The organism is Flavobacterium collinsii (assembly GCF_946903285.1).
GTDB classification, from domain to species: Bacteria; Bacteroidota; Bacteroidia; order Flavobacteriales; family Flavobacteriaceae; genus Flavobacterium; species Flavobacterium collinsii.
This window is the reverse complement of the sequence record NZ_OX336425.1, coordinates 336,281-355,035: the sequence shown is the minus strand read 5'-3', so window position 1 is coordinate 355,035 and position 18,755 is coordinate 336,281. Positions and strand designations below refer to the sequence as shown.

The 18,755-nt window shown below is 30.5% G+C and carries 17 protein-coding genes; all 17 read left to right on the top strand.

The window, feature by feature from the left end; all coding sequences use genetic code 11:
- Positions 1 to 16 precede the first annotated feature (16 nt).
- The 17 genes from asnB (at position 17) to OGZ34_RS01520 (ending at position 18,753) form a co-directional block, all read left to right on the top strand.
- Positions 17 to 1,840: an asparagine synthase (glutamine-hydrolyzing) gene (gene asnB, locus OGZ34_RS01600; RefSeq protein ID WP_263361955.1), complete on the top strand. Its 1,824-nt coding sequence runs from the start codon at positions 17 to 19 to the stop codon at positions 1,838 to 1,840.
- Positions 1,830 to 2,906, top strand: a complete 1,077-nt coding sequence (locus tag OGZ34_RS01595) for a glycosyltransferase (RefSeq protein ID WP_263361954.1) — start codon at positions 1,830 to 1,832, stop codon at positions 2,904 to 2,906. Before asnB ends, OGZ34_RS01595 begins: the two co-directional genes overlap by 11 nt.
- A 6-nt stretch (positions 2,907 to 2,912) precedes the next feature.
- Positions 2,913 to 4,052, top strand: a complete 1,140-nt coding sequence (locus tag OGZ34_RS01590) for a glycosyltransferase (RefSeq protein ID WP_263361953.1) — start codon at positions 2,913 to 2,915, stop codon at positions 4,050 to 4,052.
- Between the two features lie 51 nt (positions 4,053 to 4,103).
- Positions 4,104 to 5,249, top strand: a complete 1,146-nt coding sequence (locus tag OGZ34_RS01585) for a glycosyltransferase family 4 protein (RefSeq protein ID WP_263361952.1) — start codon at positions 4,104 to 4,106, stop codon at positions 5,247 to 5,249.
- On the top strand, positions 5,250 to 6,146 hold the full coding sequence (locus OGZ34_RS01580; RefSeq protein WP_263361951.1) for an NAD-dependent epimerase/dehydratase family protein: 897 nt from the start codon (positions 5,250 to 5,252) through the stop codon (positions 6,144 to 6,146).
- Between the two features lie 95 nt (positions 6,147 to 6,241).
- Positions 6,242 to 7,207 carry an MraY family glycosyltransferase gene (locus tag OGZ34_RS01575; protein WP_173968234.1) on the top strand — a complete coding sequence of 322 codons (966 nt, stop codon included), beginning with the start codon at positions 6,242 to 6,244 and terminating at the stop codon, positions 7,205 to 7,207.
- Positions 7,204 to 7,632 (top strand): WxcM-like domain-containing protein, encoded by a 429-nt coding sequence (locus tag OGZ34_RS01570; RefSeq protein ID WP_173968235.1) that lies wholly within the window; start codon positions 7,204 to 7,206, stop codon positions 7,630 to 7,632. The genes OGZ34_RS01575 and OGZ34_RS01570 overlap by 4 nt, the downstream gene beginning before the upstream one ends.
- The gene (locus OGZ34_RS01565; protein WP_173968236.1) at positions 7,622 to 8,761 is read left to right on the top strand and encodes a DegT/DnrJ/EryC1/StrS family aminotransferase; all 1,140 of its coding nucleotides are present in this window, start codon (positions 7,622 to 7,624) and stop codon (positions 8,759 to 8,761) included. The genes OGZ34_RS01570 and OGZ34_RS01565 overlap by 11 nt, the downstream gene beginning before the upstream one ends.
- Before the next feature lie 25 nt (positions 8,762 to 8,786).
- The gene (gene rfbC / locus OGZ34_RS01560; RefSeq protein WP_173968237.1) at positions 8,787 to 9,335 is read left to right on the top strand and encodes a dTDP-4-dehydrorhamnose 3,5-epimerase; all 549 of its coding nucleotides are present in this window, start codon (positions 8,787 to 8,789) and stop codon (positions 9,333 to 9,335) included.
- The gene (gene rfbD, locus OGZ34_RS01555) at positions 9,335 to 10,180 is read left to right on the top strand and encodes a dTDP-4-dehydrorhamnose reductase (protein ID WP_173968238.1); all 846 of its coding nucleotides are present in this window, start codon (positions 9,335 to 9,337) and stop codon (positions 10,178 to 10,180) included. The genes rfbC and rfbD overlap by 1 nt, the downstream gene beginning before the upstream one ends.
- Before the next feature lie 79 nt (positions 10,181 to 10,259).
- On the top strand, positions 10,260 to 11,144 hold the full coding sequence (gene rfbA, locus OGZ34_RS01550; protein ID WP_173968239.1) for a glucose-1-phosphate thymidylyltransferase RfbA: 885 nt from the start codon (positions 10,260 to 10,262) through the stop codon (positions 11,142 to 11,144).
- Positions 11,145 to 11,228: 84 nt separating this feature from the next.
- Positions 11,229 to 13,199, top strand: a complete 1,971-nt coding sequence (locus OGZ34_RS01545; RefSeq protein ID WP_173968240.1) for a polysaccharide biosynthesis protein — start codon at positions 11,229 to 11,231, stop codon at positions 13,197 to 13,199.
- Between the two features lie 211 nt (positions 13,200 to 13,410).
- Complete coding sequence (locus OGZ34_RS01540) at positions 13,411 to 14,277, top strand: ABC transporter permease (RefSeq protein WP_173968241.1); 867 nt, start codon at positions 13,411 to 13,413, stop codon at positions 14,275 to 14,277.
- A 3-nt stretch (positions 14,278 to 14,280) separates the two neighbouring features.
- Complete coding sequence (locus OGZ34_RS01535; protein WP_263361950.1) at positions 14,281 to 15,567, top strand: ABC transporter ATP-binding protein; 1,287 nt, start codon at positions 14,281 to 14,283, stop codon at positions 15,565 to 15,567.
- 12 nt (positions 15,568 to 15,579) lie between these two features.
- The gene (locus OGZ34_RS01530; protein WP_263361949.1) at positions 15,580 to 16,467 is read left to right on the top strand and encodes a methionyl-tRNA formyltransferase; all 888 of its coding nucleotides are present in this window, start codon (positions 15,580 to 15,582) and stop codon (positions 16,465 to 16,467) included.
- A complete protein-coding gene (rffA, locus tag OGZ34_RS01525; RefSeq protein ID WP_263361948.1) occupies positions 16,464 to 17,606 on the top strand; it encodes a dTDP-4-amino-4,6-dideoxygalactose transaminase in 1,143 nt (380 codons plus the stop codon). The genes OGZ34_RS01530 and rffA overlap by 4 nt, the downstream gene beginning before the upstream one ends.
- Positions 17,593 to 18,753, top strand: a complete 1,161-nt coding sequence (locus OGZ34_RS01520) for a glycosyltransferase family protein (RefSeq protein ID WP_263361947.1) — start codon at positions 17,593 to 17,595, stop codon at positions 18,751 to 18,753. The genes rffA and OGZ34_RS01520 overlap by 14 nt, the downstream gene beginning before the upstream one ends.
- Positions 18,754 to 18,755: the final 2 nt, after the last annotated feature.

Genomic DNA, 18,755 nt, shown 5'->3' with positions numbered 1-18,755 from the left:
AAATATATATATAAAAATGTGTGGAATTTACATAACAAATATTCCTTTTGCGGAAGAAGAGGTTAAGCAAAAGTTAGAATCAATTAAATACAGAGGTCCAGATCACACAGGAATAAAGAAAATAGACGATTTGATTTTTGGACATTTGAGATTGTCCATTTTAGATCTTGATGTTAGATCGAATCAGCCTATGCAATTTGAAGGCTATACTATTGTTTTCAACGGAGAGATCTATAATTTTGGAGATATTAAATCTGAATTAGAATTTTTAGGTTATAAATTTGACACAACTGGTGATACAGAGGTTTTGTTGAAAGGGTATAAAGAATGGGGAAAGGCAGTTGTTTCTAAATTAAATGGAATGTTTGTTTTTGCTATTTACAATAAAATTGATAGAACGATATTTTGTGCTCGTGATAGATTTGGAGTAAAACCTTTTTATTATTCATGGAATAATGAACAATTTGAAATTTGTAGTCAGCTTAGGCCTATATGTGAGAATAGAGAGCTGAATCAAGAAGCAGTTTCTATGTATTTGGATTGTACTTACATTCCTAGTCCGTTTACAATCTACAAGGATGTTTTTAAATTACCCCCAGGCAAAACATTAGAAATAAATTTAAATTCTCAAACTTTAGAAATAAGTGAATATTGGAACTTAGACACACCGGTTAGTTCAAATTTATCTTATGATCAAGCCAAAAGCAAGTTGCACGATCTTTTAAAAGATGCTGTTAAAATTAGGTTGCAGTCAGATGTTCCTTTCGGTTCTTTTTTATCTGGAGGAATTGACTCTGCTTTAATATCTGGAATTGCAGCAAAAGTTTCAAAAGAACAAGTAAAGACTTTTTCTATAGGATTTGAGGATCCTAAATACGACGAAAGCAAAATTGCGGCGCAATATGCTGAAATTATTAATTCAAAACATAAAGAAACGATCTGCAAAGCCGAAGATATTTTAGAAATGATTCCGAAATTGATTCAAGTTTACGATGAGCCTTTTGGTGATAGTTCAGCATTACCTTCTCTTTTACTGAATAAAGTAACTAAGCAATATGTAACCATGGCTTTATCAGGCGATGGTGGAGATGAAAGTTTTTTAGGTTATAATCATTTTGATTGGGTAGCAAAATTCAAACATTTGATAAAAATACCTTTTGGGATTAGAATAATTGCGTCTAAAATGCTGTGGTCTAATGTTCTAAAATCAAAGACGGAGCCAATTAAAAGAATTCTTAATATAAAGTCTAAAAATGAATTTATTGCAGGAATTTTTGTAGGCTATAATTCTATTGTCAAAAAGAGAAATTTAGATTGGTTATCTCATTACAGCGGTTACAAGTTTTGGTCTAAAGATTTATTTCAGTCTACAGCAGATTTAAATATAAAACTTTGGTTAGAAAATGATAGCAATGTAAAGGTTGATAGAGCTAGTATGGCTTATTCGGTAGAAGTTAGAAGCCCTTTTCTTGATTATAGAATTGTTGAATTTGCAAGGACTTTACCTATTTCTTACAGATATCAGAAAGGGAAGAAAAAAAGAATTTTGAGAGATATACTTAAAGAGTATATACCAGAAGAAATTTTTGATCAACCTAAAAAAGGTTTTGCCGTTCCTATTGGAACATGGATTAGAGAAGAATTAAGAGAAGAATTTGAGAGTAATTTATCAGATGATTTTTTAAATCATGTCCCGAATTTGAATGTTCCGAAATTTAAAAAAATGTTTCAAGACCATTTAGCAAGTAAAGCAGATTATTCTTCATATATATGGCGAGTATATGTTTTATCAAAATGGTATCAGGAATTTGGCTTTTACAAAAAAGAAGATGCAAAATAAAAAGAAAGTATTATTTATCTTGCCGACTTTAGGTGCTGGAGGAGCAGAACGAGTGATGTCATTTGTTTGCAAAAATTTAGATAATAACCTTTTCGATGCTAAACTTATAGTTTTGGGTTTTCAAAAAGATAATGTTTTTGATGTTGAAAATGTTTCAGTAACTTATCTTAATAAATCAAGATTGTTACTGGCAATTCCAGCATTGTTTAAAGTAATTATCCAAGAAAAACCATCATTTGTAATAGGTTCCATTATTCATGTTAATGTAATGATGGGGTTTTTTAGTGTTTTTTTAAGAAAAATAAAATTTATTGGAAGAGAGGCTAGTGTAGTTTCCAAAATGAATGAGTTTTCGACCTTCAATTCAAAATTTAAAACTCTTTTAATAAAGGTTTTTTATCCAAGGCTTACTTTTCTTGTCTGTCAATCTGAAGATATGAGAAAAGATTTTATTAGTACTTTTAATCTAAAGTCTTCAAGTTTAGTCTTAATTCATAATCCAATTACATTTAAATTAAAAGAAGAATTAGAACAAAGGAATAGTTATAATTTAGATAATGTCAATTTTGTTACTGTTGGAAGACTTAGTGGCGAAAAAGGATATTTTAGAATAATTGAAGGCTTGTCAAAAATTCAAGGTTACTCTTTTAGTTATTGTATTATTGGTTCTGGACCATTGGAAAAACAAATAAAACAATTGGTTGAAAAATATGGATTAAGTGATAAAGTTAGCTTCATTCCTTTTACGTCTAATGTTTTAGGAGAACTTATTAATAAGGACTACTTCATTCAAGGATCTTATGTTGAAGGTTTTCCCAACGCACTCTTGGAAAGTTGCACAGTAGGAACGCCTGTAATTGCATTTAATGCCCTAGGAGGGACAAAAGATATCGTAATGAACGGTGAAAATGGATTCTTGGTAGAAAATGAAAATGATTTTAGTTCTCTACTTAATAATTTGGATAGATTAAAGTCTATTGATCGAAGTAAGGTAAAGTTATCTGTAATTAATAAATTTAATTCTGAAAAGATTTTGAGCCAATATGAAGAATTATTAAATAGTTAAACAAAAATGAAAGTTTCAATTTTAATACATTCTTTAGCTGGTGGAGGTGCTGAAAGAGTAGTTTCGCAACTTATAGGATATCTAAGTGAAAAGAAAGTTGATGTGTCTTTGGTATTAATGAGTGAAATTGTTGTTTATGAACTACCGCCTAATATTAGTATCTTTTATTTAGAGAAGACTAATCTCAAAGAATCGGGTTTGTTAAAATTAATTAAATTACCTCTTTTAGCTTATAGATACAAAAAATTTTTAAAAAGAGAAAAAATCACGGTAAGTCTATCATTTTTGAATCGACCAAATTATGTGAATTTAATATCAAAAATTTTAGGAAGTAAGGTTAAAACATTTATAAGTGAAAGATCAAATCCTAGTGCACAGTATGTTGGGGCATCATTGCATTGTAGAATAAATTCGTTTCTTATTAGAAAGACTTTTCCAAAGGCTGATGGTATTTTAGCAAATTCATCTGGAAATGGTTTGGAACTAGCAAGAAATTTTAACATTGCAAAAGACTTAATAACAACAATATATAATCCAATTGATTTAGATAAAGTATCAAAAAGCATAGGCATTGCAGATTTTTATGACAATAGATACTTTAATTTTATAAGCGTTGGCAGACTTAATGTGGGTAAAAATCATATTCTTCTGTTAAACTCCCTTAAACAAATTGAAAATAAAAATATCAGATTGTATATTTTTGGAGAAGGCGAATTAAAGGAATTTTTACAAGCAAAAATACTAGAACTTAATCTTCAAGATCAGGTGTTTTTAATGCCATTTTCAGGTAATATTTTCAGTTATTTAAAAGGAGCTGATGCTTTTTTATTCGGATCAAATCATGAAGGATTTCCAAATGTTTTGTTAGAAGCTATGGCTTGCGAACTACCAGTAATTACAACGGATTGTCCATCTGGACCTAAAGAAATCATGAAAGTTTCTCTGTCGAAGTCAGTTGACAAAAATTTAAGAACAGATTATGGAATTCTTGTCCCAGTTGATAATGTAGATTTTATGTCAGATGCTGTGAATGAAATGGTAAATGATTCAAAATATTATAATTTGTGTAAAAAGAATGTTATAATAAGATCATTAGATTTTAGGAAAGATTATATTTTAGACAAATATTTAGACTATATCAAATAAATTAAAATTTAAGATGTTAATCCATATATCATATTGGATTAGATTGTATTAATGGAAAAACAAAGAGTTCTACACATTATAACAGTATCGTTTGTTATAAACCATTTTTTTGGAAAACAGTTTCTATATTTAAAGAATAAGACTGGTAATGAATACCACTTAGGTTGTTCACCTTCAGATGATTTTCTTGAATTTTCTGAAAGATTAGAATATATTCCATTTGAAGTTGAAATAACAAGGTCTATTAGTCCATTAAAAGATATAAAGGCAATTATCAAGATTTATAGGTATATTAAAAAAAATAAAATTAATAAAGTCGTAGGGCATACGCCAAAAGGAGGAATGGTTGCGATGATCGCATCATTTGCTGCTGGTATTCCAGATCGAATTTACTTTAGACACGGAATAATCTATGAAACAAGTTTAGGATTTAAAAGAGTGTTACTTAAAAATATAGACCGTTTAACAGGTTTTTTTGCAACAAAAGTGGTTTGTGTTAGTAGATCTGTAATGGAATTTAGTGAAGTAGATAAACTTAACAATCCGAATAAAAACAGAATATTAGGATTAGGAACTTGCAATGGAATTGATACTGATGTAAAATTTAATCCAGCTTTGGCTAATGAAAAATTAGTAGATGATTTAAGAAATCTTTACAGTATTGGAGATTCTAAAATAGTAGGCTATGTTGGGCGTTTAGTTAAAGATAAAGGTATTGATGAATTACTATTAGCTTGGGAAATAATAAATGAACAGTTTCCAGATGCAAAACTGTTGTTAGTTGGACCTATTGAAGAAAGAGATGAGATTTCGAATTATTCTAAAAAAATGATTATGGAAAATTCATCAATAATTTTTACAGATTTTGTAACTGATGCTTCTCCATTTTTCTCTATAATGGATGTCTTCGTTTTGCCAACTTACAGAGAAGGTTTTCCAACAGTTGCCTTAGAAGCCTCTTCTATGGAGATTCCAGTTTTGATCACAAAAGCAACAGGTTGTCAAGAAGCTATAATTAATAATATTACAGGAATGTTTATTTCTCATGATGTTCAAGACATAGCTCAAAAAACTTTATATTACTTGAAAAATAGTAATATTGCTTCTCAACATGGAAAACAAGGAAGGGTTTTTGTAAACGAAAATTTTGAACAATCTAAAATTTGGGATTTAATATCTAACCAGTTAAAAATATAGATGTTGAAAATTACTATAACAGGTGGAACAGGATTTGTTGGGATAAATTTGCATGATTTTCTCAAAGATGATTATCAGGTTGATCTTTTAAGTGTCCGATTCAAAGAAAATCAGAAAATTACAATTCATTCAGATATTGTGATTCATCTTGCTGGTAAAGCACACGATTTAAAAAAAGTTTCGAAACCAAACGAGTACTATGAGGCAAATTTTGAACTAACAAAGCAATTGTTTGATGCGTTTTTAGAATCAGAAGCTTCTGTGTTTATTTTTATGAGTACAGTTAAGGCTGTTACCGACAAAGTTGATGGAATTTTGACGGAAGATTTTATTCCAAATCCTATAACGTATTATGGAAAAGCAAAACTTCAAGCAGAGGAGTATTTGCTTAGCAAAATATTACCTAAAGGTAAAAGAATATATATTCTTAGACCTTGTATGATTCATGGGCCAAAAAATAAAGGTAATCTCAATTTATTATATAAACTAGTTTCAAAAGGCTTGCCTTGGCCGTTAGGCGCATTTGAAAATCAACGCTCTTTTTTGAGTATTGATAACCTTTGTTTTGTAATTAAGGAATTGATTGATAATGATTTAGTTCCAACTGGGGTGTATAATTTATCTGACGATAAAGCTTTGTCTACCAATGAATTGATTAAGATTTTGGAAAAAAGTTTAGGAAAGCAAAATTTAATTTGGAATATTAATCCGTCTTTTATTATAATGCTTGCTAAGATCGGAGATTATACAGGTTTACCTTTGAATTCTGAACGTTTAGAAAAGTTGACAGAAAATTACGCAGTAAGTAACGATAAAATAGTTAATTCAATTGGTAAGTCATTTCCAATGTCAATTGAAGCTGGCTTAATAAAAACTTTTAGATCCTTCAAAGAATAAAATATTTAGGTATAAACTTTGAATTTTTTTGGGGAATTAATATTTATGAACCCTGGTAATAAAATATAAAAATGACTTTGGAATAATTAGTAAAAATGGAAAATATAGTAGTAGGATTTTTTTTGATAATTATGATTTTGCTTTATTTTAAAATAGCAGATCGTTTTAGTATTATTGACAAACCAAATGAAAGAAGCTCTCATACAGAAGTTACACTAAGAGGAGGAGGAATTGTTTTTTGGTTTGCGGCCTTAATTTATTTTTTACAACATCTTAAATCGAATTATTGTTTCTTTATCGGAATAACTTTGATCAGCTTAGTTAGTTTTTGGGATGACATTCAAAATTTGCCCAATAAAACCAGAATTATAGTTCATTTTTTCTCAATTACTCTGATTTTCTATGACTTAAATCTATTTTCCATATTTCCTATTTGGGGAATTATAATTGCCTACATACTATCTATCGGATTGATTAATGCTTACAATTTCATGGATGGAATAAATGGCATCACTGGTCTGTATACTTTAGCTGTAATGGGAGCGTTGTTATATGTTAATACAAAAATTCAGCTATTTATAGATGGTAATTTGATAAAATATGCAATGATTGCAAGTTTAGTTTTTTTATTTTTTAACTATAGAAAAAAAGCAAAATGTTTTGCAGGAGATGTGGGGAGTATTGCAATTGCTTTTTGGATTATTTATTTGGTTTTGAAACTTATTATTACTACCAATTCTTTAGTCTGGTCCTTGTTTTTAGCTGTATATGGAATAGACGCAGTTTGTACAATTATGCACAGGTTGTATTTAAGGCAGAACATTTTTGAGGCGCATCGCTTGCATTTATATCAGGTTTTAAGTAATGAGTATAAAATGCAACATAGATTAGTTGCCTTGTTTTATGCACTAATTCAAATCGCTGTTTCGACTTTAGTTATCTTGTTTTATCAGAAAGTTGGCGATATATTTTTGTTTGTAATTATTTTAGTACCCTTACTTTTGTTTTATACAGTGAAGTTTTATTTGTTAAATAAAATCAATTTGAAAGTAAGCATATGAATTCAAAAATAATTCAAGGTGGAAATTTTTCTGATCATCGCGGCATAATTTCATATGTTAATGATTTTAGCTTTGAAGGAATTGAGAGATTTTATATCATTAGTAATTCTGACGAAAATCCCATTCGTGCATGGCAAGGGCATAAATTAGATTCTAAAAATTTTTATTGCATAAATGGATCTTTCAAAATACATTATGTAAAAATTGATAATTGGGAAAATCCTTCAAAGGACTTGGTTGTCGAGACGGTTTTAATGTCAGAAGCAGAAAGTAAAATAGTTCATATTCCAGCAGGTTATGCTAATGCAATTGAGTCAGTGGAAAGCAATTCTAAATTGATATCGTTTTCAACTTTGCCATTGTCAAATGTTAGTGAAGATGATATTCGATATCCTTCAGATTATTGGAAAGTAAATGCAAAATAAACGTATTTTTCTATCCCTATCACAACAAAGTGGTTTTGAACAACAATATATTCAGAAGGCTTTAGAAACAAACTGGATCACATCTGGAGGTCCCAATGTAAATGATTTCGAATGTGTTTTAGAGAATTATTTAGTAGAGGGATCATTTGTTACTGCTTTAAATTCTGGAACTTCAGCAATTCATTTGGCATTAATTTTATTAGATGTAAAAGATGGTGATGAGGTCATTTGTCAAAGTATGACTTTTTCAGCATCAGCAAATCCAATTTTGTATCAAAGAGCAATTCCTGTTTTTGTAGATAGTGAGCCCGATACGTGGAATATTTGCCCAGATCAACTTGAAATTGCAATTAAGGCCAGAATTAAAAAAGGAAAAAAGCCAAAGGCCATAATTGCAGTTCATTTATATGGTAACCCATATAAAATAGATGAAATTCATGCAATTGCTGATCGATATGAGATTCCGATTATTGAAGATAGTGCAGAAGCGTTAGGAAGTATTTATAAAGGGAAAAAATGTGGAACTTTTGGTGAATTTGGCATCCTATCATTTAATGGAAATAAAATTATTTCCACCTCGAGTGGAGGTGCTTTAGTAACAAATTCAAATAATTTAAAAGAAAAATCTATCTTTTATGCTACGCAATCTAAGGACGATGCAGTACATTATCAACATAGTGAAATTGGATACAATTATAGAATGAGTAATATTTGTGCAGGAATTGGTCTTGCACAGATGCATATTTTGGATAAAAATTTAAAAGCTCGCGAAGAAATGTGTTTTTTTTACAAGAGTATTTTTAATAATATAAATGGGGTAAAGCTTTTTGAAAGTTTAAATAATCATTGTTTTTCTAATCATTGGTTAAGTACAATTGTTGTTGAACCAAATTTAAAAAAAGGTTTAAGTAGGGAAGAATTAAGAATCGCTTTTGAAAAAGAGAATATCGAAAGTAGGCCATTATGGAAGCCAATGCATTTACAGCCAATTTTCGAAAAATATCCATATTATGGTAATAAAGTTGCAGAAGAATTATTTGAAAAAGGATTATGCTTACCTTCGGGATCTAATTTGAGTGATGACGATAGGTTAAGAATTAAAAACGTTTTAGACGTATTTTTTAAATGAAGTTTAAAGTATTATTATTGATTAAATGAAATCAGAAAAAACTTTTATAGAGGATTTATTAATTATTGAGCCACTTGTTTTTGGAGATGAAAGAGGTTACTTTTTTGAATCTTACAGTAAAGCAAAATTTGCAGACTTAGGAATAAATATCGATTTCGTTCAAGATAATCAGTCTTTTTCAAAAAAGAATACCTTAAGGGGGTTGCATTATCAAAATCCACCATTTTCGCAGACTAAATTATTAAGTGTGTTGCAAGGTGAGATTATTGATGTTGCAGTCGATCTGAGAAAAGACTCTCCTACTTATGGAAAAGCATTCAGTGTTTTATTATCGGCGGAGAATAAAAAGCAATTATTAATCCCTAAAGGTTTTGCACATGGTTTTTCGGTCATAAGTGAGACCGCTTCAGTAATGTATAAATGCGATCAGTTTTATAATAAAGCTGCTGAGGGTGGAATTAAATACGATGATCCATCTTTAAATATTGATTGGGGAATGGATCTGAAAGAAGCTATTGTTTCTGAAAAAGATCAAGTGCTTCCTTTTATTGATAATTGCAATAGCTTATTTTAATGAGAAAAATACTTGTTACTGGAGCAAATGGACAATTAGGATCCGAAATTTCAGTTCTATCAGCATCTTATCCAGAATTTGAATGGATTTTTGCAGATAGAACTAAGATTACGCTAGATAATTTAGAGTTGCTGAAAGATCAGTTGAATGAGATTAAACCTGATATTGTTTTTAATTGTGGCGCTTATACAGCAGTAGATAAAGCTGAAACTGAAAAAGAATTGGCATTTACAATAAACCATTTGGCCATAGAGTTAATTGCAAAGTATACATTTGAAAACAATGTAATACTAATCCACATTTCAACAGATTATGTATTTGATGGATCTTCTTCTTCTGCTTTGAATGAAAAGGCAGTCACAAATCCGATAAATGTTTATGGCGCAAGTAAAAGAGCTGGTGAAATTGCTTGTTTGAAAGAGAATCCAAGTTCCATTATTATAAGAACCTCTTGGGTATATAGTAAATTTGGCAATAATTTTGTTAAGACTATGCAGCGATTAATGCATGAAAGAGAAACGCTTAATGTGGTTAACGATCAAATTGGCTCGCCAACTTATGCTGCTGATTTGGCTCAAACAATGATTGATATAGTAAAATTTGCGAATTGGATTCCGGGAATTTATAATTATTCAAATGAAGGAGAAATAAGTTGGTATGAATTTGCGTTGACCATAAAAGAACTGGGTGGATATAATTGTAATGTTAGTGGGATACCATCAGCATCATATCCAACACCGGCAAAACGTCCGGAATTTTCATTATTAGATAAAAAGAAGATTAAGGAAGTTTATAATGTGGATGTTCCTGACTATAAGGAAAGTCTAAAAAAAATGTTTGTTTAAAAATTTAGGATTAGAATTTTAGGTGCTTGAGCAATCAGAATCTAAAATCTTAAAACCTAAAGTCTAAAATTTAAGATTTATGAAAGGAATTATTTTAGCAGGAGGTTCTGGTACCCGTTTGCATCCTTTAACATTGGCAATGAGCAAACAGATGATGCCCGTTTATGATAAACCAATGATTTATTATCCTTTATCAACTTTGATGATGTCGGGTATTAATGAAATTTTGATTATATCGACACCTCATGATTTACCAAATTTTAAAAAATTATTGGGAGATGGATCAACGTTAGGTTGCAAATTTAGTTATGCAGAGCAAATAATTCCTAATGGATTAGCGCAAGCTTTTGTAATTGGTGAAGAATTTATAGGTAAAGATGATGTTGCCCTCATATTAGGAGATAATATCTTCTTTGGATCTAATATGCAGGAACTTTTGAAATCAAATACAAAACCTCAAGGAGGAGTTGTTTTTGCTTACCATGTTTCAGATCCTGAACGATATGGAGTTGTTGAATTTGATGAAAATTTTAAGGCGATTTCAATTGAAGAAAAGCCAATCAATCCGAAATCAAATTATGCCGTGCCAGGATTGTATTTTTATGATAATTCGGTTGTAGAAATTGCCAAGAATATTAAACCTAGTGCAAGAGGAGAATACGAAATTACAGACGTGAATAAAGTATACTTAGAGAGAGGAGTACTAAAAGTTGGTATTTTAAGTAGAGGTACTGCTTGGTTAGATACAGGGACTTTTAATAGTTTAATGCAAGCAGGACAATTTGTTCAGGTGCTTGAAGAAAGACAAGGTTTAAAAGTAGGCTGTATTGAGGAGATTGCCTGGAGACTGGGGTTTATTAATGATTCTCAATTGGAAGAACTTGCTTTACCTCTTGTTAAATCGGGATACGGGGCTTATTTAATAGAATTTTTAAAACAAAAGAAAAAAGGTGTTAAAGTCTAATTTACCATATGAAATGATTTTTTAAAACCTTTAATTTGTATTTTTGTAAGTCGTACAAAGTTTACAAAATTAAACTGAACCAAATTGGATACAGATAAACAAACCAAAATAGCTTCTTTATTGCTTAATTTATTTTCACCTAGGAATTTACGAGCGAGTATTAATAACCTTAGTTATCTGCCTCGATGGATTATTGTTGCCATAGATATAATGGTACTGATTTTCTCGTTTACTTTTACCTATATGTTGTTTGAAGGTACAGCATTAGGGTATATTATTACCTCTCATCAGTTTTTCTTTGTCTCGAGTTTAATTGTTACTAATATATTTTTCTTTTGGTTGTTTAGAACTTATTCGGGGATTATTAGACATTCTTCTTATATAGATGCTATAAAATTGTTATTTTCTCAAATGTCAGTTTTAGTGTTTTTCTTATTTTTCAATTTAGTTTTTGAATTATATACAGGACATAAAGCATTTTTAAATACAGCACTTTTTATCAATTTAGTATTGTCATTTTGTGGACTGTTTTTATATCGAGTGATCGTAAAGCAGACATTTGAATTGTATTTTTCCGAAAAAACAACCACAAAGTTAATTCGTACAGTAATTTATGGAACAGATGCTAATGCAATTTCGGTTGCAAATGCTTTGAAGTTTGAAACTCCTTCGCGATTTAAAATCGTTGGATTTGTAGACAAAAATAATCAGAATGCTTCTAAGCGAATGCTTGATTTGCCCATTTTGATTTTAAGAAAAAAATTACCGGCTTTAATGCGTTCTGTGGCAGCTGAAGGAGTTATTATTGCTGATAAGAGTTTATCTAAAGATGAGCAGTTAATTATTGTAGATCAATGTTTGGAGTTTAATTATCGAGTATATACAGTTCCGTTGATTTCAGACTGGGAGAATCAAAAAGAAATTTCACAAAAAGTAAAGAACATTCAGATTGAAGATTTATTAGAAAGAAAACCTATTGTTCTAGATAGTAAATCGATTTCAAAACAGTTAAAAGACAAAACAGTTCTAATTACTGGTGCAGCGGGATCTATAGGCAGTGAAATAGTAAGACAGGTACTTGGTTTTAATCCTAAAATGGTGATTATTCTAGATCATGCTGAAACTCCACTTCATAATTTGTGTTTAGAGACTTTAACTTTAGGTTCTGAGTCAAAAATTATAGCAGTAATAGCCGATGTAAGAAGTAAAAAAGCATTGGAAAAAGTTTTCAAAAACTATAACCCTCATGTTGTTTTTCATGCCGCTGCGTACAAACATGTTCCGTTAATGGAAGAAAACCCTGCACAGGCTATTCAGACGAATATTAAGGGGACTAAGAACTTGGCAGATTTGTCTTGTAAGTATCATGTCAAAAAGTTTGTCATGGTTTCTACCGATAAAGCAGTGAATCCTAGTAATGTTATGGGTGCGAGTAAAAGAATTGCCGAAAAATATGTTCAATCTCTGTTCCTGAAAAATCAGAGAGAAAATGGAGGAGAGAGCGTTACTAAATTTATCACGACCCGTTTCGGAAATGTTTTAGGTTCGAATGGATCAGTAGTTCCGTTGTTTACCAAGCAAATTGCCGAAGGTGGCCCGGTTACTATAACGCATCAGGATATCATTCGTTATTTTATGACTATTCCTGAAGCTTGTCAATTAGTTTTAGAAGCTGGTGCTATGGGTAACGGAGGTGAGATTTATATTTTTGATATGGGCAAACCTGTAAAGATTATAGATTTGGCTAAAAAAATGATTAAACTGGCAGGTTTTATTCCGGATAAGGAAATAAAAATTAAAATTGTTGGGTTACGACCTGGGGAGAAATTATATGAAGAGTTATTAAACGATACTTCTAAAACATTGCCAACTTATCATAATAAGATTATGATTGCTCAGGAGATTCAAGACGAGTATGAAAATCTGCATATCGAGATCGATGAACTTATCGGAATAGCGGATTTTTATGACAATGAGGATATAGTAGCGAAAATGAAAAAAATTGTTCCCGAATTCAAAAGTATGAATTCTACTTTTGAGGTTTTAGATAAGTAATTTTACAATATTTGAATTAAGGTTTAATTCGATACAATAAAAAAGGTGTTTTTTTAGAAAACGCCTTTTTTGCTTTTTAAATAAATTTTAAGCATATAAAAATCTTGTTAATTAGACAGGGACGCTGTTCGAATTTTAAAGATTAAATTGATTTTTTGAGAAAAAGTTTTACCTACTGACTTAGTTGCAATCTGCTTGTGACAATTTTAAAATGAATAACAACAATACCCCCAATGATTGGTTGTTTGAAATAACACCTAAGAATAAGTTCTTCTCGTTAAACCTAAAAGAGGTTTGGCAATACCGTGACTTATTATTTCTTTTTGTAAAGAGAGATGTAATTACGGTTTATAAACAAACTGTGTTAGGTCCGCTTTGGTATCTCATACAGCCATTATTTACTTCTGTTACCTTTACAATTATATTCAATAATGTTGCTGGTATCAATACGGGAACAGTTCCACCATTTTTATTTAATCTGGCAGGAATAACCGTTTGGAATTATTTTACTTCATGCCTGACTGGGACGTCGGATACTTTTAAGGCTAATGCTGCAATTTTTGGGAAAGTATATTTTCCGCGAATCATTACACCTTTATCAGTTGTAATTTCAAATCTTGTAAAGTTCGGAATTCAATTTTTGATTTTTGTCGGATTTTATATCTTCTATTATTTTCAGGGAGCCGATTTAAGTTTAAATGGCCTAGTTTTATTTTTTCCTATTTTAATAATCATAATGGGGGTTTTAGGTTTGGGATTAGGGATGCTCATTTCGGCGATGGTTACAAAATATCGCGATTTCAGTCATCTAATTGGCTTCGGGATACAATTATTAATGTATTTGTCGGCAGTCATGTATCCTATGGAGCTTATTAAAGATAAATTACCTAGTTATGGTTGGCTAGTCGAATATAATCCATTAGCTTATATTATTGAGACTGCTCGTTTCATGTTATTGAATGTAGGTGATATTTCGGTTTTGGGATTGGCTTATACTTTAATTGTAACTATAACAGTATTTTTTATTGGACTACTGGTTTTTAATAGAACGGAGAAAAGCTTTATAGATACAGTTTAATTAATGATTTGTTATTCACATTTGGAAAAAGATATAATATTAAAAGCCGAAAACATTTCTAAACAATATCGTTTAGGACAAGTAGGTACCGGAACCTTAAGTCATGATATTAATCGTTGGTGGCATAAGATTAGAGGTAAAGAGAATCCTTATTTAAAAATTGGGGATACAAATGATCGTTCTACAAAAGGAAATTCGGATTATGTCTGGGCACTGCAAGACATTAATTTTGAGGTTGAACGAGGAGAAGTTCTCGGAATTATTGGTAAAAACGGAGCAGGAAAATCGACACTTTTGAAGATACTTTCCAAAGTAACAGCTCCAACTACCGGAAGTATAAAATCTCGTGGCCGTATTGCATCACTACTTGAAGTAGGAACTGGTTTTAATGGAGAAATGACAGGAAGGGAAAATATCTTCCTGAACGGTGCCATTCTTGGAATGACCAAAAAGGAAATTTCATCAAAATTAGCTGAAATAATTGAATTCTCAGGTTGTGAACGTTATATTGATACACCAGTAAAAAGATATAGCTCCGGAATGACCGTTCGATTGGCTTTTGCGGTAGCAGCATTTTTGGAGCCCGAAATATTAGTGGTGGATGAGGTTTTGGCAGTTGGAGATGCCGAATTTCAAAAAAAGGCTATCGGTAAGATGCAGGATATTTCTAAGGGAGAGGGGCGTACTGTTTTATTTGTGAGCCATAATATGGCTGCAATTGAAACATTATGTACTCGGGTTATTAGTATGGAGTATGGTAGAATTTGCGGTAATGGAAATCCAACTAAAGTCATTTCGGATTATTTAAAAAGTGCCTCTTTTTCTAAACGTAATATCAGTTTTGATACAATCGAAAAAGCCAAAGGTAATAATCATATACGTATTCTTTTTGCTTCAATTGAAAACGTTTCAGGAGATAATGTTGAGGATGTAATAGATGTGACATCAGCTATAGAATTTAAAGTAAAAATTATTAATCAAACTGATAAGGATGAAATTTTTGTAGGTTATGATTTAAGAACCATAAAAGGAGATATCGTATTTAGCTCAATGAAGAATTTTGAATGCGATATAAATCAAATTACTTCTTTAAAGTGTAGTATCCCTGGCAATTTTTTAAATGATGATGTTTATCAGATCCATATATATATCCACACAAATAGTATGAATATGCTTTTTCAAGATACAGAATTATTAACATTTGAGATCAAAGATACTAAAAGAGAGTCAGGATACTTAGGGAAAGTTAACGGCTTTATTAGACCTCAATTACCATGGTGTAAATATTAAAAACGCTAAATAATGAGTAGTATTTGTAATATTGGCCTTTTTTTAATGGGAAAAAAAGGATTTAAAAGCTTGGATTTTATATTAGAAAAAAAAGGCAATTTTGATATAAAATATGTTGTTTGTTCTAGAGACAGCTCTATTCTAGAGGATTATTTTAAAGATATATATGATCTATGTTCCAGAAATAATATAAAATTTTTTGAAAGAAGTTTTTTTGAAGATGATAGTAATGTTGATATAATTTTTGCCGTTGGCTGGAGATGGCTAATGCACGAAAACTTAAATAAGATTATTGTTTTTCATGACGCATTGCTGCCAAAATATAGAGGGTTCAATCCTCTGGTAACTGCATTAATAGAGGGGGATACTGAGATCGGAGTAACTGCATTAATAGCAAATGAAAAAATGGATTCAGGGGATATTGTTGGTCAGGAAATTATAGAGATTAAGTATCCAATAAAAATTGAAAAAGCTATTGATTATGTTAGTGAGTTGTATTCAATATTAATGTATAAGATTATAATTAATTATATTAATAAGGATCTATCACGAAGAGTTCAGGATGAAAACGAAGCTACTTATAGTTTATGGAGAAATAATGATGATTATAGAATTAATTGGAGTGAGAGCTCATCCAGAATTGAAAGATTTGTTAATGCTGTAGGTTTTCCGTATAATTTTGCTTCAACAATTTATGATGGTAAAGAAATAAAAATTTTAGAGGTGACAGAAACACAAGATTTAAAAATTATAAATCGTGTGCCGGGGAAAATTTTTCAGATTTCAGAGAATAAGCCACTAGTAATTTGCGGAGAAGGAATTCTAAAAATAGAAAAAGCTATTTATCTTGATTCTAGAGAAGAAGTACGGTTCAATTTGCTTAGAGTTAAAATGTCATGAGCATTCCGTTTAATAAGCCTTATCTATCAGGCAAAGAAACATATTATATAACAGATGCAGTGGCTTCAGGTAAAATATCTGGGAACGGTAAATACACTAAATTGTGTCAGCAATTTTTTGAGGAAAATTATGGTTTTAATAAATGTTTGTTAACAACTTCATGTACAGATGCTCTTGAAATGGCTGCTATTTTGATAGATACTAAGCCTGATGATGAAGTTATTATTCCATCCTATACTTTTGTTTCTACAGCAAATGCATTTGTCTTAAGAGGAGCGAAGATAATCTTTGCAGATTCTAGTCCCATAAATCCTAATATTGACGTGGAAAGAATAGAATCTTTAATAACGCCCAAAACTAAAGCAATTGTTGTAGTGCATTATGCAGGAATTGCTTGCGATATGGAAGCTATTTTGGATTTAGCAAATCGCTATAATTTATTTGTTATAGAAGATGCTGCGCAAGCTATTGATAGTTTCTATACTTTTAGAAATGGGATAAAAAAGGCATTGGGTTCTATAGGACATTTAGCAGCTTTCTCTTTTCATGAAACTAAAAATATAATTTCAGGAGAAGGCGGGATGTTGGTTATTAATGATATGAAATTTGCAGACCGGGCAGAAATAATTTGGGAGAAAGGAACAAATAGAACAGCCTTTTTTAAAGGAGAAGTTGACAAGTACGGTTGGGTTGATATTGGATCTTCTTTTTTACCCTCAGAAATTATTTCCGCATTTTTATGGGCGCAGATTGAGCATTTAAAAATTATTCAGGATAAAAGAAAAAAAAATTGGTTGCAGTATTTTGAGGGGTTAAAAGAAATTACAGCAAATTGTAATTTTAAATTACCACAAATACCAGACTTTGCTACAAATAATGCTCATATGTTCTATTTGGTTTTTGACTCAACAGAAAAAAGAGCAAACTGTATAAAACGACTAAAAAATAAAAACATTCTTTCAGTTTTTCATTATTTGAGCTTACATAAAAGCCCTTTTTATAAAAATAAGCATTCAGGTGAAGATTTAATGTGGAGTAATTACTATTCAGAGAATTTATTGCGATTGCCAATGTATTATGAATTATCGACTACGGATATTGAATTAATAATTAGTACGATTAAGAATGAACAAGATTAAAATAATATTTTTAGTTTCAGATTTTTATCATAACGGAGCTCAACGGGAAATGTACGAGTTTGATACTTCGTTGGACAGGAGTAAATTTGATATTACTATTTTAAGTTTAACACCATTAAATACAAGAGCAGATCTGACGGATTATTTTTACGAAAAACACTTAGAACTTGGATCGAAAGTTATTTTTTTGGATGATTACTTTAACAAGCCCAATAAATCATTGGCTTATAAAGTTTTAAATAAAGTATCAAGGAGTTTTTTTAAAAAAAAGACTAGCTTAAAGAATAATAAAAGTGTAGCAGCTTTATTAAATGATTTTGATAAGGTTGTCTTTATGGGGGAATATGTATATCAATATTTAGCGACTTTTATACCGCATGATTTCTTTCAGACAGTAATTATTTTTGTAATGTGTTTCCGATTTCAATCGGAAAATTACAGGAACTTCAGTAAGGACAACAAGTATTCTTTTATTAGTGTATTTGATGATTTAGAACAAGTAGAATTTGAGTTTCAGGGTTTCAAAGATTATACTTATCAACATATGCCATTAAGTCTGAACATCTCTGATATATACAAAAAATGGAATTTTAAGGATAATAATGAAATAAAAAGAATCGGGATTTTTACGAGGTTACATAAAGATAAACCATTAGATCCATTTTTATATGCTTATCAAATATTGATAAGTCAGGGTGTAAATGTTGAATTACATATATTTGGAATTGGAGATTTTAAACAAGCAGAATATGATCGTTACATTAATCACCTTGGACTTAAGGATAAAGTATATTTTAGAGGACATCAGTCTGACATGAAACAGACAATTTTAGATGAAAAATTGGATTTAATATGGTTTCAGGGCTATAATAATATTCCTGGCGGATATGCCGGGTTAGATGCTTGCTTAACAGGTACCCCCCAGATTTTTTGGGACTTTTTCGTAGGAGAGAATGGTCAGATAAATAAGTTGGATGTTGTTTATCCGCATTATAAAGATGTATTGTTATTTGTTGAAGCAAGTAAGGCTATTTTGTATGATGAAAAAATTGCAAAGTCAATTTCAGACAGACAATTTCAAAATGTTGTGGATAATAGAGATATTGCAAAAAATATAAAAACCGTAGAAGAAATACTTTCAAAATAAGA

Coding starts and splice junctions, on each gene's coding strand:
- asnB (WP_263361955.1), top strand. CDS start 17: ATGTGTGGAATTTACATAACAAATATTCCTTTTGCGGAAGAAGAGGTT.
- OGZ34_RS01595 (WP_263361954.1), top strand. CDS start 1,830: ATGCAAAATAAAAAGAAAGTATTATTTATCTTGCCGACTTTAGGTGCT.
- OGZ34_RS01590 (WP_263361953.1), top strand. CDS start 2,913: ATGAAAGTTTCAATTTTAATACATTCTTTAGCTGGTGGAGGTGCTGAA.
- OGZ34_RS01585 (WP_263361952.1), top strand. CDS start 4,104: ATGGAAAAACAAAGAGTTCTACACATTATAACAGTATCGTTTGTTATA.
- OGZ34_RS01580 (WP_263361951.1), top strand. CDS start 5,250: ATGTTGAAAATTACTATAACAGGTGGAACAGGATTTGTTGGGATAAAT.
- OGZ34_RS01575 (WP_173968234.1), top strand. CDS start 6,242: ATGGAAAATATAGTAGTAGGATTTTTTTTGATAATTATGATTTTGCTT.
- OGZ34_RS01570 (WP_173968235.1), top strand. CDS start 7,204: ATGAATTCAAAAATAATTCAAGGTGGAAATTTTTCTGATCATCGCGGC.
- OGZ34_RS01565 (WP_173968236.1), top strand. CDS start 7,622: ATGCAAAATAAACGTATTTTTCTATCCCTATCACAACAAAGTGGTTTT.
- rfbC (WP_173968237.1), top strand. CDS start 8,787: ATGAAATCAGAAAAAACTTTTATAGAGGATTTATTAATTATTGAGCCA.
- rfbD (WP_173968238.1), top strand. CDS start 9,335: ATGAGAAAAATACTTGTTACTGGAGCAAATGGACAATTAGGATCCGAA.
- rfbA (WP_173968239.1), top strand. CDS start 10,260: ATGAAAGGAATTATTTTAGCAGGAGGTTCTGGTACCCGTTTGCATCCT.
- OGZ34_RS01540 (WP_173968241.1), top strand. CDS start 13,411: ATGAATAACAACAATACCCCCAATGATTGGTTGTTTGAAATAACACCT.
- OGZ34_RS01535 (WP_263361950.1), top strand. CDS start 14,281: ATGATTTGTTATTCACATTTGGAAAAAGATATAATATTAAAAGCCGAA.
- OGZ34_RS01530 (WP_263361949.1), top strand. CDS start 15,580: ATGAGTAGTATTTGTAATATTGGCCTTTTTTTAATGGGAAAAAAAGGA.
- rffA (WP_263361948.1), top strand. CDS start 16,464: ATGAGCATTCCGTTTAATAAGCCTTATCTATCAGGCAAAGAAACATAT.
- OGZ34_RS01520 (WP_263361947.1), top strand. CDS start 17,593: ATGAACAAGATTAAAATAATATTTTTAGTTTCAGATTTTTATCATAAC.